General features: G+C 62.0%; 1 protein-coding gene. It reads left to right on the plus strand.

Annotation, left to right across the window (positions count from 1 at the left end; translation table 11 throughout):
* On the plus strand, positions 1-479 hold a 479-nt coding region (locus AB3X89_RS40200; RefSeq protein WP_368588052.1), incomplete at both ends, for an ATP-binding protein.

Below are 479 nucleotides of genomic sequence, written 5' to 3' on the forward strand. Positions count from 1 at the left end.
ACTCGCTCGAGCAACGCAACCGTCAGGCCATCGACGGGCAACTTGCCTACACGGATTTCCTCTCCATGCTGTTGCACGACGAGGTCGCACGGCGAGAGCAGAAGAAGCTCGGCGTGCGGCTCGCCCGCGCTGGCTTCTCCCTGGGCAAGACCCTCGAGAACTTCGACTTCGACCGCGTGCCCAAACTCAACCGCGCTCACATCCATGATCTCGCCACCGGCCGCTACATCGACGAGAAGGTCTGCGTGCTGATGGTCGGCCAAACCGGCGTCGGCAAGTCGCATCTCGCGCAAGCCTTGGGCCACTGCGCCGCACGCCAGGGCCGCGATGTCCTGTTCATCACGCAAACCGAATTGCTCAAGAAGCTGCATGCAGCAAGGGCGACCGAACTCTATGAACGCAAGCTCCAGCAGTTTGTGCGCGTGCCGGTGCTGATCGTTGATGACTTCGCACTCAAACCTCTTCGTGCGCCCCACGAC

Origin of the sequence: Paraburkholderia sp. BR14320 (assembly GCF_040948665.1) — a bacterium.
GTDB lineage: Bacteria > Pseudomonadota > Gammaproteobacteria > Burkholderiales > Burkholderiaceae > Paraburkholderia > Paraburkholderia youngii.